The 16,372-nt window shown below is 51.1% G+C and carries 18 protein-coding genes; 13 read left to right on the top strand and 5 right to left on the bottom strand.

What is annotated here, in order from left to right; translation table 11 throughout:
• The first annotated feature begins 11 nt into the window (after positions 1–11).
• From ACJJIW_RS07660 to ACJJIW_RS07645, 4 genes are read left to right on the top strand one after another with little or no spacing between them, the layout of a single operon-like run.
• Positions 12–677: a MotA/TolQ/ExbB proton channel family protein gene (locus ACJJIW_RS07660; protein WP_282930850.1), complete on the top strand. Its 666-nt coding sequence runs from the start codon at positions 12–14 to the stop codon at positions 675–677.
• Between the two features lie 11 nt (positions 678–688).
• On the top strand, positions 689–1,201 hold the full coding sequence (locus tag ACJJIW_RS07655) for an ExbD/TolR family protein (RefSeq protein WP_444937039.1): 513 nt from the start codon (positions 689–691) through the stop codon (positions 1,199–1,201).
• Between the two features lie 12 nt (positions 1,202–1,213).
• Entirely contained in the window at positions 1,214–1,735 is a 522-nt protein-coding gene (locus tag ACJJIW_RS07650) for an ExbD/TolR family protein (protein ID WP_444937038.1), read from the top strand.
• A 1-nt stretch (position 1,736) separates the two neighbouring features.
• Positions 1,737–2,729, top strand: coding sequence for an AgmX/PglI C-terminal domain-containing protein (locus ACJJIW_RS07645; RefSeq protein WP_444937037.1), 993 nt, complete (start codon positions 1,737–1,739; stop codon positions 2,727–2,729).
• Between the two features lie 98 nt (positions 2,730–2,827).
• Here ACJJIW_RS07645 and ACJJIW_RS07640 read toward each other — a convergent pair whose 3' ends face one another.
• Positions 2,828–3,205: a DUF2237 family protein gene (locus tag ACJJIW_RS07640; protein ID WP_444937036.1), complete on the bottom strand. Its 378-nt coding sequence runs from the start codon at positions 3,203–3,205 to the stop codon at positions 2,828–2,830.
• The gene (locus ACJJIW_RS07635) at positions 3,196–3,819 is read right to left on the bottom strand and encodes a DUF2939 domain-containing protein (protein ID WP_444892279.1); all 624 of its coding nucleotides are present in this window, start codon (positions 3,817–3,819) and stop codon (positions 3,196–3,198) included. The genes ACJJIW_RS07640 and ACJJIW_RS07635 overlap by 10 nt, the downstream gene beginning before the upstream one ends.
• 171 nt (positions 3,820–3,990) lie before the next feature.
• Here ACJJIW_RS07635 and ACJJIW_RS07630 point away from each other — a divergent pair, with 171 nt between their 5' ends.
• From ACJJIW_RS07630 to ACJJIW_RS07590, 9 genes are all read left to right on the top strand, one after another.
• Complete coding sequence (locus ACJJIW_RS07630) at positions 3,991–4,734, top strand: DUF2189 domain-containing protein (RefSeq protein ID WP_282930844.1); 744 nt, start codon at positions 3,991–3,993, stop codon at positions 4,732–4,734.
• Positions 4,735–4,764: 30 nt separating this feature from the next.
• Entirely contained in the window at positions 4,765–5,448 is a 684-nt protein-coding gene (locus ACJJIW_RS07625; protein WP_282930843.1) for an RDD family protein, read from the top strand.
• Between the two features lie 12 nt (positions 5,449–5,460).
• On the top strand, positions 5,461–6,435 hold the full coding sequence (locus ACJJIW_RS07620; protein ID WP_444937035.1) for a stage II sporulation protein M: 975 nt from the start codon (positions 5,461–5,463) through the stop codon (positions 6,433–6,435).
• Positions 6,425–8,017 (top strand): DUF4129 domain-containing protein, encoded by a 1,593-nt coding sequence (locus tag ACJJIW_RS07615; protein ID WP_282930841.1) that lies wholly within the window; start codon positions 6,425–6,427, stop codon positions 8,015–8,017. Before ACJJIW_RS07620 ends, ACJJIW_RS07615 begins: the two co-directional genes overlap by 11 nt.
• A complete protein-coding gene (locus ACJJIW_RS07610) occupies positions 8,007–9,317 on the top strand; it encodes a DUF4350 domain-containing protein (RefSeq protein WP_444892282.1) in 1,311 nt (436 codons plus the stop codon). The genes ACJJIW_RS07615 and ACJJIW_RS07610 overlap by 11 nt, the downstream gene beginning before the upstream one ends.
• Positions 9,314–10,318 carry an AAA family ATPase gene (locus ACJJIW_RS07605; RefSeq protein ID WP_444892283.1) on the top strand — a complete coding sequence of 335 codons (1,005 nt, stop codon included), beginning with the start codon at positions 9,314–9,316 and terminating at the stop codon, positions 10,316–10,318. The genes ACJJIW_RS07610 and ACJJIW_RS07605 overlap by 4 nt, the downstream gene beginning before the upstream one ends.
• Positions 10,315–11,712: a DUF58 domain-containing protein gene (locus ACJJIW_RS07600; protein ID WP_444937034.1), complete on the top strand. Its 1,398-nt coding sequence runs from the start codon at positions 10,315–10,317 to the stop codon at positions 11,710–11,712. The genes ACJJIW_RS07605 and ACJJIW_RS07600 overlap by 4 nt, the downstream gene beginning before the upstream one ends.
• A 328-nt stretch (positions 11,713–12,040) precedes the next feature.
• Complete coding sequence (locus ACJJIW_RS07595) at positions 12,041–12,508, top strand: hypothetical protein (protein WP_444937033.1); 468 nt, start codon at positions 12,041–12,043, stop codon at positions 12,506–12,508.
• A gap of 122 nt (positions 12,509–12,630) precedes the next feature.
• A complete protein-coding gene (locus tag ACJJIW_RS07590) occupies positions 12,631–14,865 on the top strand; it encodes a TonB-dependent copper receptor (RefSeq protein ID WP_444937032.1) in 2,235 nt (744 codons plus the stop codon).
• Positions 14,866–14,975: 110 nt separating this feature from the next.
• Here the strand turns inward: ACJJIW_RS07590 and ACJJIW_RS07585 are convergent, their stop codons facing one another.
• The 3 genes from ACJJIW_RS07585 to ACJJIW_RS07575 form a co-directional block, all read right to left on the bottom strand.
• A complete protein-coding gene (locus ACJJIW_RS07585) occupies positions 14,976–15,581 on the bottom strand; it encodes an outer membrane beta-barrel protein (protein ID WP_282930836.1) in 606 nt (201 codons plus the stop codon).
• Positions 15,582–15,628: 47 nt separating this feature from the next.
• Positions 15,629–15,886 carry a type II toxin-antitoxin system HicB family antitoxin gene (locus ACJJIW_RS07580; RefSeq protein ID WP_282930835.1) on the bottom strand — a complete coding sequence of 86 codons (258 nt, stop codon included), beginning with the start codon at positions 15,884–15,886 and terminating at the stop codon, positions 15,629–15,631.
• A gap of 219 nt (positions 15,887–16,105) precedes the next feature.
• Positions 16,106–16,309, bottom strand: coding sequence for a hypothetical protein (locus tag ACJJIW_RS07575; protein WP_282930834.1), 204 nt, complete (start codon positions 16,307–16,309; stop codon positions 16,106–16,108).
• Positions 16,310–16,372 lie beyond the last annotated feature (63 nt).

Here is a 16,372-nt window from a genome sequence, read left to right as displayed (position 1 = left end):
AGAATTAAATCATGGAATTCACTCAAGCGATGTTGCGCTTCTTCCAAAATGGCGGACCTTTTATGTACCCGATTGCGGTCGTTCTGGTAATCGGACTGGCAATGGTCGTAGAGCGCTGGATATTCTTAACCCGTGCCAGAAATGCCAATAAGAAGGCTTATCAACAAGTATTACCCATGCTGCAAAAACGCAGCTACCAAAGTATCTTGCAGCTGGCCCGCGATAACGACGCAGCGATGGGGCGCATTGCCGCAGCAGGTATCAATACGTTGCAATTTGCCAAACGCGAGGAGAATATTGCCCTGGCAATTGAGGAGGGAATTCTTGAAGCAGTTCCCCGCCTGGAGAAACGCACTAGCTACCTGGCTACCCTCGCTAATATCGCTACCCTGCTGGGACTTCTCGGCACTATTATGGGTCTGATTGCTGCATTTACCGCAGTAGCCAGCGCTGATCCCTCTGAGAAAGCTACCATGCTTTCTACCAGTATTTCTGTAGCGATGAATACCACTGCATTTGGCCTTATTTCCGCCATCCCGCTGCTTCTATTTAACTCAATGCTGCAAAATAAAACCAATGAAATTGTCGATAGCTTGCAAATGGCTGGAGTTAAATTTCTCAACCTGCTGACCATGGGACGCCCACAGAAAGCTGAACAGCGCACCGCTAACAGCTAGGGGATACCGCCATGCTGAACATCAACATTCGCCGGCGTGGACACGAGGAAGCAGAGCTTGATATCACCTCATTTATGAGTTTGATGACCATTTTGGTTCCAGTGTTACTGCTTAACATGGTGTTTTCTCATATTTCTGTGCTCAAACTGAACCTACCAGGCATCAGTGATGGCAGTTCCAGTAGTGTAGAGGAAAACCGCCAGCTAGAACTTGTTTTACGCAAGCAGTATGTCGATATCAACTACCCGGCAGGACAGCGGGTTAAACGCATCCCACACGAAGAAAATTCGCCGGATTTCGCTACGGTTTCTGTTGTTTTACAACAAATAAAGCGGCAATTACGGGAAAAATCTATCGACAAAGATGATCTGGTAATCCTTTCGGAAAAGGGTACGCCCTACAAGACATTGGTTGCCGCCATGGATACTGCCCGCAGCTACCGGGCTGTAGTGGCTGCATCCGTTGTTGATGCAGAACTGTTCCCCCAGATATCTCTCGGCGATGCACCGGAGCAGGCAAAATAGCGGGGCCAAACTATGAAGATAAATGCAGCCGCGAAACTGCAAGAACGCAGACAAAGGCAAAAAAGGCAGCAGTCAAAACTGAACCTGGTATCACTGATGGATATCTTTACCATCTTGGTATTTTTCCTTCTGGTAAATTCAACCAGTGATGTACAGGTTCTGCAGACTGATAAAACCATAAAGCTACCCAAGTCCACCTCTCAACAAAAACCCGAGGTGACTACTGTGGTGCGGGTCAATAATCAACAGCTGTTTGTAGGGGATCGCTTTATCATCAATATCGATGATATCGACCCCAGCGCGGAAAATATTGAACCACTGGTAACAGAGCTTAAATATCGCGCTGAGCGGGCGGGAGAACTGAGCGAAACCCAGAAAACTTTGGGGCGCGCTGTGACTATTATGGGGGATGAGCAGGTCCCTTATGAGTTGCTTAAGCAAATTATGCACACCTGTGCAACAGCAGACTTCCGCGATATGTCTTTTGCTGTAGAGCAAACCGCACCGGAAGATCCTTCTGGGGTGGAGTCTTGATATGAGTACAGCAACGATTAGTTATGCTCCCTGGCAACTGCAAGAAACAGTACTCCCCTGGTCTGCCTCGCGAGAGGAGGATCAGCGCTTTATTAAGTTGTTGCGTGTAGGCCTGATCGCTCTGGCTATCAGCGGCATTGCTGTCGCACTTGCGCCAGTTCCCGAACTCACCCGGGAACAAGCCGAAAGGGTACCACCACAGTTGGCCAAAGTAATTCTGGAAAAGAAAGAAATACCTAAAGCTAAACCAAAGCCAAAACCCAAGGAGCAAAAGAAACCCGAGGAAAAGAAAAAGCCTGAGGAGAAGCCCGAGAAAAAAGCGGAAACACCCGACAAGCCCAAACCAGTGGAGAAACCGCGCAAGGTTGAAAATCCCCCAGTTGCCAAAGTACAGCAGGCCCGAGAGAAAGCGGCCAATAGCGGCCTGAATGCACTCGCCGATGACCTATTGGATATGCGCGAGAGTTTTAATACATCGGATATTAGCCGGGGCCAACTCAGCTCGGGTAATGCTACAGCCACTAAAATAGAACGCAGCATGATCGCGGACAAGTCGAAAGCTTCCAGTGGCGGTGTTGCCGCTGGCAAGGTGAGCCGCGATACCGGTGGTGTTTCTCTAGCCGGTCGTGAAAATACCCGTGTCCAGAGTACTCAGGCGGCAGGTTCAGCCAAAGAAGCTGTGGCCAAAGCCAGGGGACAGAAATCCATACGTACCGACGATTCCATTCGCAGTGTTATGGAGGCCAATAAAGAGGCCATTATTGGAATCTATAATCGTGCGCTGCGCAGGGACCCAACTCTACAGGGAAGGCTTACAGTACAGTTGGTGATCGCACCGAATGGTGCTATCGCGTCGATCAAATTGGTAGAGAGCGAGCTCAATAACCCGGCACTTGAACGCAAGTTGCTGGCGAGAATCCGCATGATCAATTTTGGTTCTGCCAACGTTGAGAGTACTACCAAAAACTACTCAATCGACTTCCTGCCCTCTTAAGTTCCGAGTAGCTACCTTGTCTGTAGCGTGGCGACACAGGGACGTGCCGCCATTTGAGGGGGTTAATAGGTGGACAGGAAGCTGATCCACCCAATCAACTAAAGCAAATCCAGCGCATAGCGACGCAATATTTGCATAGGAATAATTTCCAGCGCCTTCACATGTGTACTCTGTAAAAATACCCGGGGAGCCATATCCAATTTCTCCGCTTCAAGCCAGCGCGCGGCACAGAGACACCATCTGCCCCCTTCTTTTAAACCGGGAAAGTTAAACTCCTCTATCGGAGTGCTCAAATCATTGCCGCGACTGCGCGAGAACGCCAGGAACTTATCGGTGACGGCGGCACAGACCGTGTGGGAACCGAGATCCTCGTTACAGGTATTACAGCAGCCATCGCGAAAGAAACCGGTTTTGGGATCGAGGCTACAGGGCACCAATGGGTCGCCAAATACATTGACCGATTTATCTATCTCCATCCCTGCCCCTCTCCATTCTTAACACTGAGTAACTGGATATCAACTAACTGCCAGCGCAGGCCATTACGCTGCATCAGCAGACGCAATTCAGGTCGGCCATGCTCGCCGTAATCAACACTTAAATGGTTGAGGTCGGTAAAATGCCACCCCATGCGCTGCCAGGAATCCTCTTTCTCTTCCCGCGTAGATGGCCCACTCTCGGAGCCATCTGCCGCTTCACTACCCTGCCGATAAATTTCCCGCTCAAAGACCTCCAGATCCTCTCCTCCACGAAGAAGATCGGCAATACCTTCAGGGGTAATAAACTGCTGTAACAGTGGCTCCATAAAAAAATTTGCGCCAGCACTCAGTAACTCATCAAACTCCTGAGGAATAGAATCACTTAAGGAGCTCCGAAGCTGCTGCTGCAAGCGGACTTTTAAATTGTCACGTAAAACAGGAAAATCGACATAACGTTCTAATGTATCGATACTCTCAGTTCTGATCTGCGGCTGATCGGACTTAGCCATTTCCGCCGCACGCTGCAATTGCTCGATGGAATAAAACGGCAAAGCAACATATCCGGCGATAATCAACACAAAAATCAGGCCGCTCGTCCACAGTATTTTTTTCATCAATTCTATTCCTTAATCACTCCCTTGGGATTTTATGCTGAGAAAGATGTATCACCTAATTTGCCGGTGTATTGGCGTGGCATTGTTCACTACTCCCGCCTGTGAGATATTTCCCTCCCAAGACTCTGCACCCCATAAATAATCTAAATCTCAATAAGGACAGCTAACAGGATGAGTGACATCTATACGGCACCAAAAGCCGATTTGGCAAGCACAAGAGAAATGGAGGAGTTGGGCTCTGTAGAGAAGGGGATAGCTGGGGACTATTCGTTTTCTCTCGGTGAAGCTCTCAGCGAAGGCTGGCGTTTGTCACTAAGTAATATGGGAACTATTTGGCTTAGTTTTATCCTTTACACACTAGGCATATCTGCAGTAATGCTTATCTTAATCGCACTAATGTGGAGTGCTGTATCATCAGCTGGCGGCTTATCAGGTGTGGTATTCCTAGCCTTCTTAGGGCCTATCGCACTAATAGTGATAACGGCCCCCATTATGGCAGGCTCTATGATGGTGTGTATAAAAATTGCCAGGGGAGAAAAGACTAGCGCTACCGAAGTATTCTCTTATTTCGATAAAATTGTGCCTCTCGGCCTGGCGATGGTTTTATTATATTTCTTCGTAACAATTGGTTTTTACCTGTTAGTAATTCCCGGTATCTATCTTTCAGTGGCTTACATGATGGCACTGCCACTTGTTGTTGATCACAATTTAAGCCCCTGGCAGGCAATGGAGGCGTCACGTAAAGCCATCACCAAAAACTGGTTCACCTTTTTTGGTCTATTGCTGGTAATGATGGTCATTTACATTGCAGGCAGCCTCCTGTTTCTCATTGGGTTAATATTTGCCCTTCCTTGGATTTGTGCGACATACGGCGTTGCCTACCGCCAGGTCTTCGGCACCCCCAATCACAACTAATCATTAGTACTACCAGACAGGAGCGGTGGCTTGCTGGATACCACCTATAACGTCGAAACACCCGAGGGGATCGATTTACGCGCGCGGGCTGCCGGGCCCGTGCCCCGTATCCTCGCCTATGCCGTAGACGTATTTTATCGGTCACTGATATTGACAGCAGTTGGCTTTGCACTGCTATTTGCCGGCATTGCGGGTGACGGTATTTGGTTAGTCTGCGCTTTTCTTCTCGAATGGTTCTACCCGGTATTTTTTGAAGTCTTACGTGGCGGTCAAACGCCCGGTAAAAAAGCTTTTGGCCTAATGGTGGTCAACGATAACCTTACCCCCATATCATGGGGAGCATCCTTTGTACGCAATCTATTACGCTTTGCTGATTTTCTGCCATTTGCCTATGCGACCGGCATTATCAGCATGACCTTGGGGCGTCACTTCCAACGCCTTGGAGACCTGGCTGCGGCGACACTAGTGGTCTACCGCGAAGAAGAAAGGGCACCGGTTGCCCTGCCCGATACCACCCCGCTCCCGCCACCACAAAACCTGCGCCAGCAGGATCAGCAGGCGGTGGTCAGTCTCCTGGAGCGCCACCAGGATTTAAGTGAGGCGCGCCAGCAAGAACTTGCCAACCTGCTTGAACCCATTACCCGTAAAAAAGGCAGCGATGCCCTCAGCTACCTTCGCTCGGTAGGCAGCTGGCTACTCGGCGGCAGGGGATAGGCAGAGGTACCCATGAAACAAAGAGATTTTGAAAATCGCTATCGCGATAGCTGGGAGCAATTGGAAGCCTGGCTAAAAACAGACCATAAACAGGCTGAAACAGCAGCCCTGGACCTACCTGTCGCCTATCGCAATCTTTGTCAGCAGTTGGCAATGGCAAAGGAGCGGCAATATACCAATCGCCTGATCGACCACCTCAACCAATTGGTCATGGCAGCGCACCATCGTGTCTACCGTCAGGAGACCCTACGCCGCAAGGGATGGTTGCACTATTTGCTGGCGGGCTTTCCCCAAGCTGTGCGCGCTAACAGCCGGGCCGTACTGCTGGCCTCCGCTCTATTTTTAATCCCTGCCCTGATTTTGGGAGTCGGCACATACAACAACGATGCCCTGGTGTACGCCGTAATGTCACCGGAACAGGTTATGGGTTTTGAGTCCATGTATGACCCGGGCAATCGGGTACTGGGCCGCGAGCGCGGCTCTGATACCAATCTGTTCATGTTCGGTTTTTATATCAAAAACAATATTGGCATCGCCTTTCGCACCTTTGCTGGCGGTGTACTGTTTGGCCTGGGCTCAATTTTCTTCCTGATGTTTAACGGCATTTATATTGGCGCAGCTTTCGGACACATTACCCGGGTGGGCTTTATCTCCACTTTCTACCCATTTGTGATCGGCCATGGCGCCTTTGAGTTAACCGCCATAGTACTGGCCGGTGCAGCGGGCCTGATACTGGGACGCTCTCTCGTGGATCCGGGCCAGCACCGGCGCACAGTCGCACTGCGGCTGGCTGCGGTCGAAGCAATGAAAATTATGTACGGCACTTTCCTGATGCTGGTGATTGCCGCCTTCCTCGAAGCCTTCTGGTCCTCCAATGCCAGCACACCAATTGCGATAAAGCTCGGAGTTGGCACCCTGTTTTGGGTGCTGGTTTTTGCGTACTTTATCCTGGCCGGGCGTAGGGAGGACGCAACCCATGCAAATTAAGAATCTGGCTGTACGTGCCCGCTTACGCTTCCCTTGGGAGTCGGTTGATCTCGGTATCGCTTTGGCACGAAAGCACTGGGGGAAGCTGTTTATAGCCTGGCTGATACCTGCAGCGCCGTTACTTGCCCTCTGCTATTGGCTGTTTCCTGAATCGCCAGTTCTCTCGATCCTTTTAATATGGTGGTTAAAACCGGTATTTGATCGGCTGCCCCTATTTATGATCAGCCGTGCTCTATTTGGCTCTCCTGAATCAGTACGTACAGCATTGAAGCACTTTTTTAGCGTGAATCGTCGCGATTGGTTCTTAGGGCTAACTCTACGACGCCTGAGCCCCACTCGCTCTTTTGATATGCCAATTACTGTGTTGGAGCAATCCACCGGCAGGGCTCGCACTTCACGCATCGGTGTACTGCATCGCAAACACTCTGGCGCCGCTACCTGGCTGACGCTCACGCTTTTCCACATCGAAACTTTCCTACTGATTGCTTTATCGATGCTGGTATTTCTGTTTATACCAGAACAGTACGTCGAGGGAATCGAGTGGATTCCCTTGTTACAGGGGGATATTCTGTGGGTCAAATGGCTCTATTTCTCGCTGTATTTACTCGTCATGGCAGCTGTTGCCCCCTTCTATATAGTCAGTGGGTTTTGCCTCTATATCGGCCGTCGTATCGAGCTGGAAGGCTGGGATATAGAAATCCAATTCCGCGATCTATTGGAGCGCCAGCAGCGGGAGCAAGAGTCCCGGCGTAGGCATATACCAGGCGCCACCACCCTGATTTTCCTTTGCAGCCTTATTTTTGGTGCGCTGATACCGTCCCCTTCCGCCAGCGCCGCACCTGTGGAAACCCCGCAACAAGCCCAGGAACATATTGATGAGATCCTCGCCGACGAGGACTTTCACCAAGTAAGAGAAATCAGCGGTTGGCGCAAAAAGGAAAAGCCTGAAACCGAGGCCGCAAAGGAAAAAATTCCTGAGTGGTTAATCAACTTTATCGAATGGCTTTTTGAGAACTCTAAAGATAAAGCTGAAGCTGAAATTGACGATGAAGTTAAATGGGGCTCAACAATTGCCAAAATCCTGGAGCTACTACTGTGGATTGGACTGGTCTGCAGCCTAGGCTATTTACTTTGGAGGCATCACGAGAAAATTCTTCAGAGCTTAAAGTGGCAATCCAAGCCAAAGAAAATACAGCCAGCTCCCGAAACCCTCTTCGGGTTGGATGTACGTCAGTCGAGCCTGCCTGATGACGTATGTGCTGAGGTTATGCGCCTGTGGGTAGAAGGTGATAAGCGCGCTAGCCTTGGACTTTTATATCGCGCCACCCTCTCTCACTTGATTGAAGACTTCGAGTTTTATTTTGGTGATCACCTTACCGAAAGTGAATGCGCACAGCTGGTACAAGTAAGGCAACAGGAGCCGAATGAAGTACAACGCCCTGTAAGTCCCGCCCTGAGTCAATTTGTACAAGAGCTTACTGCAAACTGGCAGCAGCTTGCCTATGCCCACCGGCCGCCAAAAGAGGCTCAGGTAAGCTCACTTTGTAGCCAATGGCAGGAGGAATTTGGCAATGACCGCTAAGAGAATTCTGTTGGCAGCTTTGGTCATAAGTGGCGTTGCACTTGTATGGCTTTTCCTCACGTTTTACGAGCGCTACTCCAAGGAGATCGATAGTGGCTGGAGTATGGAGGCCAGGCGCAATCCCTACCTGGCTGCCGAACGATATCTCACCAATATCCAGCTGACACCTCGACAAGCAGATAATATTTCTGTACTTCAAGGACTCACGCCGGATGCGACCCTGTTCATCAGCAGCTCCAGCCAGGTCTATAACCCGACTAAGGCACAGGAACTGATTGAGTGGGTACAACGTGGCGGCCATGCAATCGTAGTGGCCTACACTGGCAACTTCGATAGCGACACCGGGCGAAGCGAAAACCGCGACTGGCTGCTTGAAAGTATGAACGTCTCCCTTAGAAAGGGACACAGCGACTTTGAGCTACAAGAAACACTTGAGCAACTGTTCGGCGAGGATGCCGTTCTTGAGCCTGAGCAAAGTCCTGCCGACGCCATGCGGGAACACAATCGCAAACTTGACAAAGGTGAGACGGAAGAGGGATCAGAAAAACAAGAAGAGCCCCGCAACCCCGATGTGTCAGAGGAAAATTTGGTAACCCTGCCTGTTGAGGGCGGCAGCGAAATACAGCTGTATCTCAATGCCAGCCACCTGCTCTACCACCCTTCGTTCAATGACGAGACTATCACCGACGGGCCTGTCTTTTGGGCAAAGGTATGGCGCGACGACGTCGGCGTACCTTTTATGCAGTTCGAACGCGGCAACGGTGTAATTACCCTGATGACAGACAGCACTCTGTGGCAGTCCCAGCGCATCGGCCATTTCGATCACGCCTACTTCTTACAGCTGCTGGCAGGTGAAGGAGAGTTTGTCTTCCTCACTCGCCCACGCTTTGAATCCCTACCCAAGGTAGCGCGCCAATACGCCGCCGAATTTTTTATCGCCGGGGCCCTGGCCCTACTCGCTTGGTTGTTGCTGCACGGACGCCGTTTTGGTCCCTTACAACCAGAGCCGGAGGTATCCCGCCGCTCACTGTTGGAACATATATCCGCCTGCGGGCACTATTACTGGCAGGACGACCAGTGTGAAGCGCTACTGCGCGGCCACCGCGAAGAAATTTTACGGCAACTTGGTGCCACTCATATTAACGCCGGCAAAAAACGTAAGCTATGCGACAAGCTCTGTGCATCCACTGGCATGGATGAGCAGCAGCTGGTGGAAACCCTGTGGGGAAAGCCCCCCACAACCGAAGAAACATTTACTGAACACATGCGTAATCTGCAGCGAATTGAGGCAGTCCTATGAACGAGACCACCCTTCAACCAGAACAACAAACCACGGGCCCGTCACCTGACTGGCAGGCTGCGTCCGCCAAACTTCAGATACTGCGCAACAATATCAACCGGTTGCTGATTGGCCAGGAGCAGGTAGTTGACCAGGTACTCGTAGCTCTATTGGCTTCTGGCCACGTACTACTCGAAGGTGTACCCGGACTCGGCAAAACCCTTCTGGTGCGCACCCTGGCCAACTGCTTTGGCGGCAATTTCCGTCGCATCCAGTTTACCCCGGATTTGATGCCCGCCGACGTTACCGGCCACGCCATGTACAACATGGGAGAGAGCCGCTTTGAAGTGCGTCGCGGGCCGGTATTTACCAACCTGCTGCTGGCGGATGAAATCAACCGCGCCCCCGCCAAAACCCAGGCCGCACTGCTGGAGGTGATGCAGGAGAAGCAGGTCACTATCGACGGCCAGGCACTGAAAGTACCCAGTCCATTTATGGTACTCGCCACTCAAAACCCCATCGAGCAGGAAGGTACCTACCCGCTACCAGAGGCGGAACTGGACCGATTCCTGCTGAAAGTCCTCATCGATTACCCCAGCCTCGAAGCGGAACTGAAATTGGCCGCCGCCGCCAGCAGTGGCCGAATTGAGCGCAGCCTGCAAGAGAAGCTTGCGGGGGAAATTACTGTCGAGGGATTGCAGCAACTTCAGGCCCTGGTGCCCCTGGTGGGATTGGACGAACAGGTATTGAATTACGCCGTGCGGCTGGTGCGCGCCACCCGCCAATCACCGCAGCTGCGCAGCCCCGCCGGCCCACGCGCCAGTATCGGCCTGCTGCAGGCAGCTCGCGCCAATGCGCTGTTACAGGGACGGGAATTTGTACTGCCGGATGATATCAAGGCCATGGCCATCCCGGTAATGCGCCACCGTATCGGCCTATCTCCAGATATGGAAATTGACGGTGAAACTGCTGATACGGCGCTGGCAATGATTATCGACAGTGTTGAGGCGCCGCGACTGTGACACAGACTGTAACTGCAACAGAGCAACAGGCAGCACCAGCACAAAGCGGTCGCACCGGCCCGAGTCCGCGCCTGGTCAAACTGCTCGGCTACTGGTGCCTGGCAGCTCTGGCAATTACAGCAGCGCGAATTTGGTTTCCGCAAGCCGGCTCATTTATCGGCAACCTTTGGTGGGGAACGAGTGCCCTGTTAATCAGCGCCACCCTGCTGGACTATCTCACTGGTTACCGTGTAACCGGTCTGCAGGGGCTGCGGCGATTGCCAGGCAACCTGGCCCTGGGCGTACGCAATACTGCGCGGCTAAAACTTCACAATACCGGCCCACGCCCACTATTACTCCAGATTTCCGACTCAATCCCACAGCAACTAGGATCGACAGGGCTGCCGAGCTCCGCACAACTTAACCCGGACCAGGAAATCAACATCGAGTACGACCTGGTACCCCGTCGCCGAGGCAGTGCCTCTTTCGGACGAATCGAGGTGCTGGCCAACTCTCCCTGGGGACTCTGGCAGACAAGGGTATGGCTGGGACAGGAGCAGACCGTCAAGGTCTACCCCAATTTTCTTGGTATCTCCTCGCTGCAATCTCTCTCCACCGAACAGAGCCTGCGCCTGATGGGGTTGCACCAGCAGCAGCGTCGCGGTGAGGGAATGGACTTCCGCCAGCTGCGTGAATACCGCCAGGGAGACAGCCAGCGACAGGTGGACTGGCGCGCGAGCTCACGGCTGCGCAAACTGATCAGCCGTGAATACCAGGACGAGCGCGACCAGGAAATTATTTACATGCTGGATTGCGGCCGCAGGATGCGTGCGAAAGACGGCGAGCTGAGCCACTTTGACCACGCACTCAATGGCTTGCTACTTTCAGCTTATGTCGCCATCAAACAGGGGGACGCGGTCGGCTTGCAGGCGTTTGCTGCGGCACAGGAGAGCAGTGGTGGACAGTTGCCGCCAGTAAAAGGCGAAAGTGCAATCAACCTACTGCTGAATAATGTCTACGACCTCCACTCTGGCACTAGTAGCGCAGATTACACGAGCGCCGCACAACAGCTGATGGCCCACCACAAGCGACGTGCCCTGGTAATCCTGATTACCAACTTGCGCGATGAAGATAGTGACGAACTCCTAGCAGCAGTCAAATTGCTGTCGCGCAATCACCTGGTGATGATTGCCAGTCTGCGGGAGACTTCTGTGGACAAATTGCTGCAACAGCCGATTCAGAACTTTGATAGTGCAGTAAACAGCGCAGCAGCGAGGGACTTCCTGCGCCGCAGGGAGCAATTACTTCAGCATTTGCAGGCACACAATGTCATAGTGGTTGACTCGAGGCCGGAGCTTTTGCACCAGTCTCTGGTAGAGGCCTATTGGCGCCTAAAGCGCAGCGGCAGAATCTGAATCGTCAAATTCACCGAGTGGGGACTCTCCGAGCCCCCACTATTTAAACCTTCTCTATAACCTTCCCACTACTCACAATAATCCAGGGCTGTCCGGGAACTCTCCCCAATCCCGGGAATCTCTTATTGAGCGCGCTACCTCCTGGAACCTTTAGCTTCCAGCAAAGTTAGATTTATTTTTAGAATGCGCTGAAGAAAAGAAATTAAATTCCAACAAAACCTGATAAAGCTCAATTTACCTCGTATTAGTTCGCAAAAGTTAACTTGGGGCAGTGGCACTTTGCTGTATCACCCGTTAACCTCTTGTTACTCATCTCCGGGTATTTAAAATGGGCCCGGGCAAAGTACAGACCTTCTTATTTATGAGCGGTAAGCGCACCATCCAATACTGTTCCCGTCTGTCCCAGTGGCAGGCGCTATTGCTATTGCTGGTATTTCTCAGCGCGCGAGGCCTGGTTCCTGCCGGTTTTATGCCGGCAGATTTTGCAGCGGGAACGCCCTATGGGCTCTGCCATGGCGATAGCCGCAGCGCATTATTGCTCAATGCCCTCAAAGCGAATTCCCACAGCGATCATCACGGCGACCACTCTTCAAGCCACAACCACGATACGCTTACCGCTCACTCATTTGCCGATAACCATTGTAATTTTTCCGCCGCTGCCAGTATTGCCAGCGCACCAACTACAGAACTGGAAATAGTCCTACCCGGTTTTACTCAACCGCCCTCTTATCCGGCTTTTTTCCGCGTTATCTCTAGCGCTTACAGCCGCCCACTAATTCGCGCCCCCCCGGTTTAATTCCTTTTTTATTCCAACACCATCACTCCGCAGTTCGCTGTGGAGCGCAAGTCTCATTGCTGTCTTAACATTTTCAGCGCTTTGGGTCTTGCCAAAATACGACCACTTTTTCAGGTGGGGATATGTCGCGTGCGCCAAATATTACTCAGGCCTGCGCGCTCACTGCTGCGTGTTCGAAACGCCAGCGAAAAGGATTGAAAACCATGCATCAGAGCATCAACGCAAAAATTTTTCTGAAAAAACCTCTCAGCCTGGCACTCGCTGCCTGCTGTACCTTTTCAGCACATCTCGCAGCGGAAGAATCCGAAGAGCCAGAACCATTAAAAGATAGTGGAATGGAACAAATGGTGGTTACTGGGGTAAAGACTGAACTCCCCCTCAACCTGGTAACCGATCCGAAAAAACCCCGTCAGCCATTACCTGCCAATGACGGCGCCGACTACCTGAAAACAATTCCGGGATTTTCCGTAGTACGTAAAGGCGGCACCAGTGGCGATCCGATGCTTCGCGGAATGGGGGGCTCTCGCCTGGGAATGGTAGTGGATGGAGAAACATTGGCGGGTGGTTGCCCCAGCCGAATGGACCCACCTACCGCCTATATTTTTCCCGAGGCAATGGACGAAATTGAAGTTATTAAAGGGCCACAGAGCGTCCTCTATGGCCCGGGAAATTCCGCCGGCGTAGTTGTGTTTAACCAGCAGCAGGAGCGCCCCACTGAAAGCGACTGGAATATGCATGCGAGCCTGCTCGGCGCCAGTGCCGAGCGTCGCGATGGTCTATTCGATATCTCCTATAGTTCGCCGCAGTTTTCTATCCGCAGCTCCTCGACCTCGGCATCTGCGGACGACTACGAAGACGGGGATGGCAATGAGGTAAATTCCAGTTATGAGCGCTGGAGCAGCCAGGTCAACTTGGCCTGGACACCCAGCGACGATACACGGGTCGAGTTTGATACTGCATTTAGCGATGGTGAAGCTGCCTATGCAGATCGGGGAGTCGACGGTTCCAAGTTTGCCCGTGAGAGCCACAAAGCGAAATATGTCCGCAGTAATATCAGTAGCTGGCTCGACTCAATTGAGATCCAGGCCTACTACAACTATATCGACCATATCATGGATAACTACAGCCTGCGCGAGCTATCCAGCACCGCTACCCCCATGGTCATGAATCTCGATAGCGAGACCACAGGCTTCAAGATGGCTCTGATGTTTACGCCTATGGACGACGTAGAACTGACCAGTGGCATTGATGCCCGGGAAAATCGCCACACCGGCCGCTCGACCATGGACCAGTCCTCTATGGACTACCGGGATATGGAACGAGAAGCCGATGCCGAATTTAGCCAGCTGGGGTTATTTTCCGAGGTCAGCTGGCAGGTCGCAGCCAATCAGCGCTGGATTGCCGGCGCACGAGTGGATGATTGGGAAGTAAAAGATCTCCGCGATGAGGTTGCTCTATCCATGATGTCCTCAGTGGATAACCCAACTGCGGGAGAAACTCGCTCAGAGCTATTGAGCAGCGGCTTCCTGCGCTATGAATATGGTCTCGAGAGCGGCCCCAATAGTTCTGCCACACTCTTTGCCGGGCTCGGCTACACCGAGCGCTTCCCTGATTATTGGGAAATTTTTTCCTACGAGACAGCAGACTCCTACAGCGCACTGGATATCGAATCAGAAAAGACCACCCAGCTGGATATCGGCTATATCTATCGCGGTGAAAAACTCTCCGCCAGTGTCTCCGGATTCGTCAATCAGATTGATGACTACCTGATGGTTGAGACGGATTACGAAAAAGCAGCAGTAATGAGTAGCATGGATTCTATGAGCAGTATGAGTATGGATAGTATGGACTCCTCCGATACTCGCACCACCTCCATTGTCAGAAACATCCAGGCGCGCTCCTGGGGTTTGGAGTTTGACTCCTCTTACCAGCTCAGCGAGCAATGGCGCACTGAATTCACCGTAACATCAGTTCGCGGTGCCAACGAAACCGATGGCACCACCCTGGCACAACTGCCTCCTCTGGAGGGCCGCCTGGGACTCTACTATGAGCAGGCCCAGTGGTCAGCAGGTGTTTTATGGCGCGCTATTGCAAGCCAGGATCGAGTGGATATCGGCAAAGGCAATATTGTTGGCCAGGATATTGGTGCAACCGACTCTGCCAACGTCATTTCCATCAATGCCGGCTGGAAACCCAGTAAAAGTGTATTGGTAACTACCGGTATCGATAACCTATTCGATGAGACTTACGCAGAACATATCAGTCGCTCTGGGGCTAATATTATTGGTTTCGACCAGTTGACCCGGGTTAACGAACCGGGACGCACCTTCTGGCTAAAAGCCATTTATCGAATTTAAAAGCTATTGGGGGCTCCAAGCCCCCTTTGCCATCCCCCCAAAATAAGAATTTAATTAAGAAATTTCTACGAATAAATTATTTAAAAATAAATTAAAAAGTGGAAAACATACTAAAATCGGTAGGAAAAATTCAAACTCAGGGTGCGCAGATGCCCGAGATTAACACGTTCAATTTTGCCAATATTATTGTAGTTATACTCTAATGAAGTATCGAAATCCTGAGTCCACATAATTCGGTAACCCACTCCGGCATTCCAAAAGGTATCACTGCCACTGGCATCAATAATATAGATATAGCGGTCATCCGGATAGAATGGTGGGTATTCTCGATACCAATAGCCTCTTCTTATAACATTATTCAAATCCACATCAGCATAATTATATCCCACCATCCAATAGAGACATTGAACGTGACAATTCAGGGTAAAATCAATTTTAAAATTTAAACCTACCTGATCTACTGTGACATGATTATCATCGAAATGTGACGCCCGCAGCTCAACTTGCCAGACTCCCACTGCAGGCGTAATCCCAAGGCTGGCATAGCCAAATGAATCCCGCTGCTTATTTAGCTGCTGCTCGCCACTCCCAAAACCAACAGTACCGATAATCCGGTACTCTCCTGTAGCGACACCATCAAAAGGATTATTCGCCTCGAATCCATAACTGGTCGCAGCTATAAAAAAGGAAAGCAGGTAGACGGATAGCTTTATCATCGCCACTCACATCTGAAAACCAGTCATCATAAAGCCTATGAATTATTTCAAGTTGTCTCTACATCAATAATTGCCCAGACGCCTCCCACGAAAGCCGGATTTTTCTTCAGGTCATCTACATCGCCAGCCTGCGGCATTGGTTGTCCTGCCTGGCGAAGCTCTTCAAGACGCAGGAAAATAGTTTCAGCCATTTTTTGCAGAGTTCCCTCAAGGGTATCGGCATGGCAGTGGCAATGGGGTAGATCCGGCGCAATGGCACCGAATCCGGCATACTCAATATTGTGCACCACAACCGGGTAGCGCATTGAAAAATACTCTTATGTATTAGCTTTCCAAAGCGTAGACTGCTTTGCATTTTACGGGGGAATTTGGCAAAGAAATTAGCTAATTAGCCAGGAAATAATATTTCGCGCTGGTACAGATTAAACACTATAAGTGACAGCATTAAGTAGGAAGAACTGCCGCATTCAAATTAAAACCTGCAGCACTACAGTTTTTCACACAAGAAAATATTTGGAATTTAGTTAACGGGGCATCCTACCTAATAGGGCCCGGCGGGAAAATAGCATGCTGTTATAGGTGCGCCGCAATGCAATATCATTTGCATCGACTGCATTGGAGAGGGCTTCAAAATGCCGCTGTAACCAGCTTATTTCCTCCTCCAGTTCCCGACGCAAACAGCGAATTTCACCTTTATCCTGGTTAAAGCGCAGATCGGGTCCAGACATCAGTGAGTCTCCTGAATTTGGAAATATCCAGATCCCCTTTAAAGCCTCCACCAGTGGTGGTGG

This window comes from Microbulbifer maximicatervae (SeqCode) (assembly GCF_052467815.1).
The sequence above is the reverse complement of the archived record's forward strand: the minus strand, read 5'-3'. Positions and strand labels throughout refer to the sequence as shown.